The organism is Candidatus Neomarinimicrobiota bacterium (assembly GCA_034716895.1).
In the GTDB taxonomy this organism is placed as follows: Bacteria; Fidelibacterota; UBA8477; order UBA8477; family JABMPR01; genus JABMPR01.
Window position 1 is genome coordinate 1 of sequence record JAYEKW010000208.1, and the last position, 8,537, is coordinate 8,537.

7 protein-coding genes and 1 tRNA gene are annotated in these 8,537 nt (G+C 45.4%); 1 reads left to right on the top strand and 7 read right to left on the bottom strand.

The window, feature by feature from the left end; translation table 11 throughout:
* The first annotated feature begins 231 nt into the window (after nucleotides 1-231).
* Nucleotides 232-2,118, top strand: coding sequence for an ABC-F family ATP-binding cassette domain-containing protein (locus tag U9Q77_12150; GenBank protein MEA3288110.1), 1,887 nt, complete (start codon nucleotides 232-234; stop codon nucleotides 2,116-2,118).
* 47 nt (nucleotides 2,119-2,165) lie between these two features.
* Here U9Q77_12150 and U9Q77_12155 read toward each other — a convergent pair whose 3' ends face one another.
* From U9Q77_12155 to U9Q77_12185, 7 genes are all read right to left on the bottom strand, one after another.
* Nucleotides 2,166-2,459 (bottom strand): DUF350 domain-containing protein, encoded by a 294-nt coding sequence (locus U9Q77_12155; GenBank protein ID MEA3288111.1) that lies wholly within the window; start codon nucleotides 2,457-2,459, stop codon nucleotides 2,166-2,168.
* A 40-nt stretch (nucleotides 2,460-2,499) separates the two neighbouring features.
* On the bottom strand, nucleotides 2,500-2,931 hold the full coding sequence (locus U9Q77_12160) for a hypothetical protein (protein ID MEA3288112.1): 432 nt from the start codon (nucleotides 2,929-2,931) through the stop codon (nucleotides 2,500-2,502).
* A gap of 94 nt (nucleotides 2,932-3,025) precedes the next feature.
* Nucleotides 3,026-4,096: a phosphate acyltransferase PlsX gene (gene plsX, locus U9Q77_12165; protein ID MEA3288113.1), complete on the bottom strand. Its 1,071-nt coding sequence runs from the start codon at nucleotides 4,094-4,096 to the stop codon at nucleotides 3,026-3,028.
* Between the two features lie 7 nt (nucleotides 4,097-4,103).
* The gene (locus tag U9Q77_12170; protein ID MEA3288114.1) at nucleotides 4,104-5,591 is read right to left on the bottom strand and encodes a leucyl aminopeptidase; all 1,488 of its coding nucleotides are present in this window, start codon (nucleotides 5,589-5,591) and stop codon (nucleotides 4,104-4,106) included.
* Nucleotides 5,592-5,795: 204 nt separating this feature from the next.
* Nucleotides 5,796-7,838, bottom strand: a complete 2,043-nt coding sequence (locus tag U9Q77_12175; GenBank protein ID MEA3288115.1) for an N-acetylmuramoyl-L-alanine amidase — start codon at nucleotides 7,836-7,838, stop codon at nucleotides 5,796-5,798.
* Nucleotides 7,839-8,029: 191 nt separating this feature from the next.
* Nucleotides 8,030-8,278 carry a GIY-YIG nuclease family protein gene (locus U9Q77_12180; protein ID MEA3288116.1) on the bottom strand — a complete coding sequence of 83 codons (249 nt, stop codon included), beginning with the start codon at nucleotides 8,276-8,278 and terminating at the stop codon, nucleotides 8,030-8,032.
* Nucleotides 8,279-8,408: 130 nt separating this feature from the next.
* A tRNA-Ala gene (locus U9Q77_12185) sits at nucleotides 8,409-8,484 on the bottom strand.
* Nucleotides 8,485-8,537 lie beyond the last annotated feature (53 nt).

The following is an 8,537-nucleotide window of genomic DNA, read 5'->3' on the forward strand; positions in this document are numbered from 1 at the left end:
TGCTAACCACGAGAGTGCAGAGATCGCAAAGCGTAAACATTTATGCCTGTAGATATAGTTTTAATATGTGGTTTTGACCTTTGACTTCTGACTTCTGAATTCTGAATTCTGACTTCTGACTTCTGAATTCTGACTTCTGACTTCTGACTTCTGACTTCTGAATTCTGACTTCTGACTTCTGACTTCTGAATTCTGAATTCTGACTTCTGAATTCTGACTTCTGACTTAAAAATGATCAATTTTCATAATATAAACAAAACCTACCCTGATAAGACCTTGTTCAAGGATTTGAATCTTGTGATCAAAAATGGGACCCGGGCAGGCCTGGTTGGTCCCAATGGATCTGGGAAGACAACCTTGCTCAGGATGATCGTGAGGGAAGAGGATGCTGACCAGGGTCAGGTTCAGATCGATCGCAAGGTAAGCATAGGCTACTTGCCGCAAGAGATCACTTCCACATCAAATAAAACCATTTTGCATGAGCTTCTGGATGAAATTCCAGAGGTTGGTATATTGGAATTTCAGATTCAAGAACTGTCAACAAGGATCGCCACAGAGCCGGAGAATCAGAAGCTTTTAGACAAGTTGGGTCAATTGCAGGTCGAATTTGATCGCCTTAACGGCTGGACCCTTGAATCTCAGGCCAAGAAAGTATTGGGTGGTCTTGGCTTTAGCCCGGCCCAAATGAAGATTCCGCTTGAACAATTCAGTGGTGGCTGGCGGATGCGTGTAGCGCTTGCTAAACTATTATTCAAACAACCTGATATCCTCCTTCTGGATGAACCTACCAACCATCTGGATCTGGCATCTTTGATCTGGCTGGAGAACTTTCTCAAGGAGTGGTCTGGGGCTCTGGTATTGATCAGTCATGATCGTACTTTTCTTGACAGATCAATTAACCAGATATTTGAGATCCACGATCAGGCTATCCAAACATATACCGGTAATTACAGCCACTTTATTGAAGAAAAGCAGTTGCGGAATGAGCAACAAGCGGCTGCCTATAAAAATCAGCAGAAAGTGATCGCTGAAACAGAACGCTTTATTGAGCGTTTTCGCTATAAAGATAGCAAAGCCACTCAGGTACAGAGTCGTGTGAAATCCCTGGCGAAACTTGAACGCATTAAGCCACCGGAGGGTCAGCAAGCGCGGATCGCGGTGCGTATTCCTCAACCTGGCAGATCGGTGCGAATGATCGCGGAGTTGCACAATATTGCGAAATCCTATGGGAGCCTGGAAGTCTTTACGGGTCTGGATCTGGATCTGGAACGAGGTCAAAAGATCGGTTTGGTTGGCCCTAACGGAGCGGGAAAGTCCACGCTGCTTAAATTGTTGGCGCAGGTAGAGCCTCTCAGTGGTGGGTCTCTAAAATGGGGCGAGGGAGTGGAAAAGGCTTATTTTGCTCAACATCAATTTGAGGCTTTGCCTTTGGAGCAGAGCATATTTGATCTAATCGCTTCTGAAATCCCTAAATGGACTACTACGGAGGTTCGAAATTATCTGGGTAGTTTTTTATTTTCTGGAGATACGATCGAAAAGCAGATCAAAGTTCTGAGTGGGGGAGAGATCTCTCGTTTGGCTCTGGCAAAAATGCTGGCTACTCCATCTCATCTCATACTACTGGATGAGCCCACCAATCATCTTGACATGCTTTCCCGGGATGTGGTACAGGACGCGATCAGCAATTTTTCCGGCACCATGGTGTGCATCTCGCATGACCGTCATTTTTTAAATGCAGTTACCAATACCATTGTTGAAGTAGAGCGAGGCAATATCCAGGTTTATCCAGGTAATTATGAGTATTATTTGTGGCGAAAATCTCAATCAGATCGTGCTGTAATTGAGCCCACAAAGATCAGACCCACCACTCCCAGACAAAGCTCACAAGCCAATGATTATGCAGAACGTAAGAAACAGGCCAACCGCTTAAAAAAACTACCTCGGCTTATTAATGAATGCGAAGCAGCCATCGCTCGTGAAGAACAGATATTGCAGGATCCCTCAATAGCCAGTGAATACGAAAAAATCCAGACGGCTATCCAGAAAAAAGACCAGTTGGAGGAAGTGTATCTAGAACTTCTGGAAGAGCAGGAGATCCTTAAGAAGATATTCAACTAAAAAAAGGCGAGGAATCCCCGCCTTTTTTCTTGTTGTGCAAAAAAGTCTTAGATGACTTTGTGGACCAGGATGCCGATCATGACGATCATGGCAACAAAGATCATGGCAACTGCCCAGTTACCTTTTTTGATCTCTTCCCATTCATCAATATCAGATGAGAACCAATCGAAAACCTTAAGTGCAATTGCCACACCCACTGAAAAACCGATGGCAGCCACAACAGCCCAACCCAAACCTTCGGCATACCTCTCCCAGATCGATACTTCGAATGGGCTGGCAGCAAAGACAGATGATGCCATTAGTAATGAGGATGCAATATACAGCATTGTTTTTTTGAACATTCTATTCTCCTTTTTCATATTTCCTGTCAATTAAATCGATTTATTTCATCCTGAGACATACTTCAGTGAACATATCAGGCGTCATTCTATTATTATATAAGTCCTCGCAACATTTACCTTCAGCACTGAGAACCAGCTCCTTACGCTGACTGAACTCAACTTCAACAACCACAATTATCTGATCCATTGGTGAACGAGCATGTTGAGATACTGCTCCGCCGATCAGAAATGCCTGAAGCAGGTCATCTGAGAGGGTGGTGCTGCGGCTGATCATTCTTATCAAAAACACTCGTCCCCAAGACTCACTTTCTTCCAGTTTAAAAGCAGAGCGAGCCATATTGGCACCCTGTTGGCGATAAACATCCTGAGCGTATGAGACCAGCTCAGATTCTTCTCCTATGGTTGAACGATCTGCCTGTAGTGAACCAGAAAAACTAAGCAGGAGGAGCAACCGGGTGACAATTGATATCAATTTAATGGTCTTTATTCCTCTGGTTCAATTTCCAACAATGTTAAATGAGAGTAATTGGATATCAATGATTATTTCAAATAACGATTTAACCCCTTTAGGTGTCAAAACCGGTAATATGATCATAGTCAGGTCGCGTAAATTCACGTTCGAAAGCGTTGATTGCATCTTTGATATTACCTACCAGGTCATCCCGTGAACACTTTACCGCCAGTTTAATAGCATTGTCGATGGCTCTGGGAGTAGAGCGGCCATGACATTTCAATACCAGTTTTTCAAGCCCCAGTATGGGGGCGCCACCATATTCTTGATAATCACTGATCTTCTTAACTTTACGAATCCCACCTGAGAGCATGATCATGCCCAACTTCCAGATCAGTTTCTTCTGGAAAGCCAGCTTGCCAAGTCCCATGGCTGCTTCGGCCACTCCTTCCATGGTTTTTACGGCAATATTTCCTTTGAAACCCTCGGTAACGACTACATCGACAATACCTTTCATAAGATCACTACCCTCAATGTTTCCGTAGAAATTGATCTGGGGTAGAGATTCCAGGATACGATTGACTTCAACGTATTTTGGACCACCTTTGTTATTTTCAGACCCCATATTTAAAAGACCAACCAGAGGTCTTTCAACTCCTGTAACCTTTTGAGCATAGGCATTACCCATGAGAGCAAAGTGGATCATGTGATCCCGATCCACGGTAATGTTAGCGCCAACATCCAGGATAAGAGAGAAAATATCTTTGCGGTTCAATTCATTGCGAGTGGGGTAGACAGCTGCCAGTCCGGTACGATGAACCCCCCTGATCCGGGGTATGGTCTGGGCGCTAGTCAGAATGAGAGCACCGGTATTTCCCGCAGATATTAAAGCATCTGCCTGTCCGGTGGCTACGATCTGAGCTGCTTTGATCATTGATGAATCAGGATATTTATCAAAAATGTCCTTGGGCTTGGCATCCATGGGAATTGCCTGGGGTGCGTGAATGATCTCTACGAATTTGCGTACCTTGGGGAAATGAGCCAGTTCTGCTTCCAGGATTTCCTGGTCACCAGTTAACAGGATATACAGATCGCCGGCAGTGCAGGCTCTACAGACACCTTCTACGATTGCTCTGGGGGCATTGTCTCCCCCCATACCATCAACTGCCAGCCGATAAGTTTTCATGCGAGGTTTATTCCCAGGTCCTGATCAATTCCATGATCAGGCGAACACCGGCTCCCGTAGGTCCTTCTGGTAAGTATGAGCGACCCTTCTTGTGCCATCCCGACCCGGCAATATCAATATGACACCAGGAGGTACCTTCCTTAACAAATTCCTGAAGAAAAGCACCGGCGGCGATTGTCCCAGCCTCCCGGGATTCACCAGTATTTTTAATATCAGCGATCTTGGATTTTATATCTTCAGCATATTCATCGTCAAGTGGCATTTGCCAGACCCGATCCTGAGTTTTTTTACCAGCGCTGATCAATTGGTCGGCAAAGTCCTGGTTGTTGGTCATGATACCACTGTAACGGTGTCCCAAAGCAACAACCACAGCACCGGTCAGAGTAGCAAAATCCACCAATCCATCCAGCTCATATTTGTCTGTAATGTAAGCCAGTCCATCAGCCAGGATCAAACGACCTTCAGCATCAGTATTCAGGATCTCAATGGTTTTACCGTTATAGGCAGTGAGGATATCACCAGGTTTATAGGCCTCCCCACCAAGCATATTCTCAGTGGAGGGAACGACTGCGATAATATTCAGAGCAGGTTTTATTTCAGCCACAACGGACATGATACCCAAAACAGCAGCTCCACCCAGCATATCAAATTTCATCTCATCCATACCAGCTGAGGGTTTTATGGAAATACCACCTGCATCAAAGGTGAGGCCTTTTCCAACGAGTCCCAGAGTCTTGGCATCTGCTCCACCACCGCGGTATTCTAAAATGATGAATTTAGGTGGTACATCAGATCCCTGAGCAACACCCTGGATCCCACCGAAGCCCAGCTTTTCAAAATCTTCACGTTCAAAAACGGTTAGCTTCATGCCACCTGTTTTGGCAATTGATTCAGCAGTATCGGCCAGATAGGTAGGCGTCGCAATATTGGAGGGATGGTTGCCCAGATCGCGAGCCAGCACGACACCGGCTGAAATACTCATCCCATAGTCAAGTGCTGCACGTATGTCAGTATCACTCACAACCACAACTGCTTGAATACCTGCAAATTCATCATCTGATTTTTTATAATTGAGAAAACGATAACTACCCATCACCAGCCCTTCTGTCAGGGCTTGTGCATCAGCGGTATTCAGATATGCTTCGCCCATAAACTCGATGGCCAGGGTTGGAAGCTTCAGATCCAGAACCTTTTTTGCAGCAGTGGCGGCTGCCTGACGTAGAAAATCAGCAGTGTACTTTTCGGATTCGCCCAAGCCAATGGCTATATAGCGTTTAGCAGTTTTGCAGGTTGGGGAGTAGAGTACCAGGGACTGATTCAACTTACCAGTGAATTCGCCATTCTCCAGAGCCAGTTCGATCTGCTGAGTCAGGTTAGGATGATCTTTTTTAAATGTTTCTGGAACACCCAGGTCAGAGAAAACACCAAATATATAGGCTGCTTGTCCGGTGGGAACATCAGTATAGGATTTTAAGTTCAGTTTAAAAAATGACATTTGTTATGATTCCTCTCATTAAGTTTGTTCAAAAAGTATGTATGGCATATATAGCCGAATTGTTCAGGCATGTAATCTAGAAAATTTGCTGACCGAACGAAACCGGAAAAGTGCACGAGTTTGAAACCTCAGTCATGACCGTTGAACCAACAGGATTGAGGTTTTTACTGTGAATATTCCACTCTATGGTCTCCCAGATGGCTATTACTGCCCCTTGCTATTTTTAATTATTGGATTACCAGCCTGTTCCAATAAGAAATCTTCCAACCCCAGGTAGGCCGCCCGGGCCAGTGTTTCCAGGCCTTCCTCAGACAGCAGGAACATCTCCTCGTAGGGGTAGGTCATGAAAGCGCCTTCGATGAGATAAACCAGATATTCAGTTTGCCGGGTCAGGTAGTAATAGTAACGGATCACTTTTCCGGATGTATCGATTCCCATATTGCTCAAATGGGGATAAAGCTTATCGCTGAGTGCTTTAGCACTGGGCCAGGTGTAGAAGGTTGAGGCTCCCTTGGCCATAAGAATGTCCCTGCTGCTTCCCGGTGCATTATTATGAGCCATCACAAAGATATGAACGCTATCGTTGCGGGCGATCTCCGCTCGTTGAGCCAGGCTTAGCTGTCGATCATCCCGACGAGTCAGATAAACCGTGGCACCGGCCTCTAACAGCATTTTTTCCAACATCAGACTATAACGTAAATTAGCATCTGCCTCAGCATAACCGGTGAGACCCAGAGCACCCCGTTGCCAGCCACCATGACCTGGATCGATCTCAATCCTGATATTGGCGAATAGCGAATCCTGCGAGATGACTGGCGCTTTGCGAATACCGATCACCAGATAGTCACCTTCATAGCGTCCGAACCAACCCCAAAATTTCTGGCTGGGATAAAAATCCATCTGCCAGATCAGGTCTTCAGGTTGACTGCGCTCGACGAAAAGGATGGCTGAATCATCCTCGGGATAGGTGGTCCATTCCCAGCCCTGTTTGGCTCCAAAAACCCTAAGTTCCAGGCGTGATGGAACTGCTTTTTCTTTGATTTCAAAGGGTAAACGCTGCTTGCCAGTATATATCCGGAAGAGGTTCCAGTCTTCCTGGTTTTCAGCTTGCATCGATCCCAGAAAATGAGCAGAGTTCAATTTACTTTCAGGGTTTAGCACGACGCGGCTGGCGCGGACATAAGCCGTTCGATAGTCCCCAAGTTGAATATGATACATGTGATCTTTCAGCCCAATAATCTGTAGTGAAACAGAATCCGCCATAGGGAACAGTAATTGATCGGTACTGGGTGTGTCATACACGCGAGTATCAACATGTGTGGTTAAACCACCTAAGGCATCAGTCAGAATGCGCAGGGGAGCACTTTTGATGCGCTTTGACAGGACACCCATTCGATACAGTACGCGAGTGTTGAGCTCTTTATCAATATCTCCTGGCTGAACAGAACCTTGATAGTGACCAGGTTTGGACTCGTTCAAAATTCGCCAACCCGTAACTCCTGGGATTTTATAATAAACCTTTTTTGAGTATGGTCCACGGATACCTACCTGTAATTGTTCACCGGCCAGGATCCAACGTTCACTTGCAGGTTGGGCTGTGCGAGGTTCGAGGTCTAGAGCTATTGGGGCAGGAAGGGGTTTTGTGAGGGTCAGTCGCTCTGAAACAACGGTGCTATCCAATGTTGCTTGGAAATCAAAGTGATTCTCACCGGGTTGGATCTGGACATGAATCGTATAGGCACCGGAAGCGTAAACTTTGACCGTATCATTGTTCATGAACAGAGTTGCTTCAGGATGGGTGCGTCCTCTAAGACTTATTTGACTGCCCCGGAAATTGCCGCTTTGAGGATAAACGAAGTTGATGGCCAATTCTTGTGGGATATTGTGATTGATGAAGATGCTATCAGCCATCATATGATCCGGCGCCCGATGAAAAACGCGAGTTGTATCATGAAAAACCCGAGAGCCACGAGTTTCAGTGATAGGAATCAATACAGTCGGTCGATCCAGGGTTAACATGTGGCGGAAGCGACCATCATCATCTGGAAAAACGACTTCACCAGCTACTCTGACCTCAGTTCCCGGAGGGATGTCACCAGCAACCTCTATCTGATCTACCCAGAATTGCATATCGGGGCGAGGGTGCAGGAGTTTGAGTCGGGGAATTGGATCTTCAGCTGCCTGTAAACAGGAAGTTGAGAAAATGATCAGGATGGATAGAATGAAATTGCGAGGGGATGAAGTCATTGGGTTTCCTTTGCTATTTAACCAGTTGTCAAGGCTAAAAAGATTTGGGGTCGATTCTGCCGGATAAAATATATCAGAGATCACATGAAATTCAACGCCAGTTAGGTGGATGAGAATGTCATATTTGATTTTATCGGTTGAATATGGGAGACCTGAAATAGTGTTCCGTTCTCAGGTTTTCGAACGAAGAATTAGAAGTGTTTTGAAGCAAACGCTCGTCCCGCATGTGATTTAAGATATTTTTCGAATGTAGCTGCCTTGTCCTTATTTCTAAATGAAATCACAGTTTCAATCTTCCAGGGTTTAAATTTTGAGGTGTAGGGGACTTCTCCCGAGTTGTGTTTCTTTAGTCGTTTTTTAAGATTTGTTGTTAATCCGGTATAGTGCTTATTCAAATACTTCTCACTGATCAAGATATAGACATAGTAAAAACTAGACATAGAAATTGCTCCCATCGCTTGCCAGGGCGTAGTTCGAAACATGATTTGTGATTTATCCCGGCGTCGTCACCGACAATAATGTCGGGACTATGCCGTGGCAGGCTCCGTTCTCAGGTTTTCGAACGAAGCCTGGTGGAGCCGAGGAGAGTCGAACTCCCGACCTCTGCAATGCGAATGCAGCGCTCTCCCAACTGAGCTACGGCCCCGTGTTTCAAAGTAATAATTAATAAGTAAGAAGTAATAATTTCTTTGAAAATCG

Coding starts and splice junctions, on each gene's coding strand:
- plsX (MEA3288113.1), bottom strand. CDS start 4,096: ATGAAAACTTATCGGCTGGCAGTTGATGGTATGGGGGGAGACAATGCC.
- U9Q77_12170 (MEA3288114.1), bottom strand. CDS start 5,591: ATGTCATTTTTTAAACTGAACTTAAAATCCTATACTGATGTTCCCACC.
- U9Q77_12150 (MEA3288110.1), top strand. CDS start 232: ATGATCAATTTTCATAATATAAACAAAACCTACCCTGATAAGACCTTG.
- U9Q77_12180 (MEA3288116.1), bottom strand. CDS start 8,278: ATGTCTAGTTTTTACTATGTCTATATCTTGATCAGTGAGAAGTATTTG.
- U9Q77_12175 (MEA3288115.1), bottom strand. CDS start 7,838: ATGACTTCATCCCCTCGCAATTTCATTCTATCCATCCTGATCATTTTC.
- U9Q77_12155 (MEA3288111.1), bottom strand. CDS start 2,459: ATGTTCAAAAAAACAATGCTGTATATTGCATCCTCATTACTAATGGCA.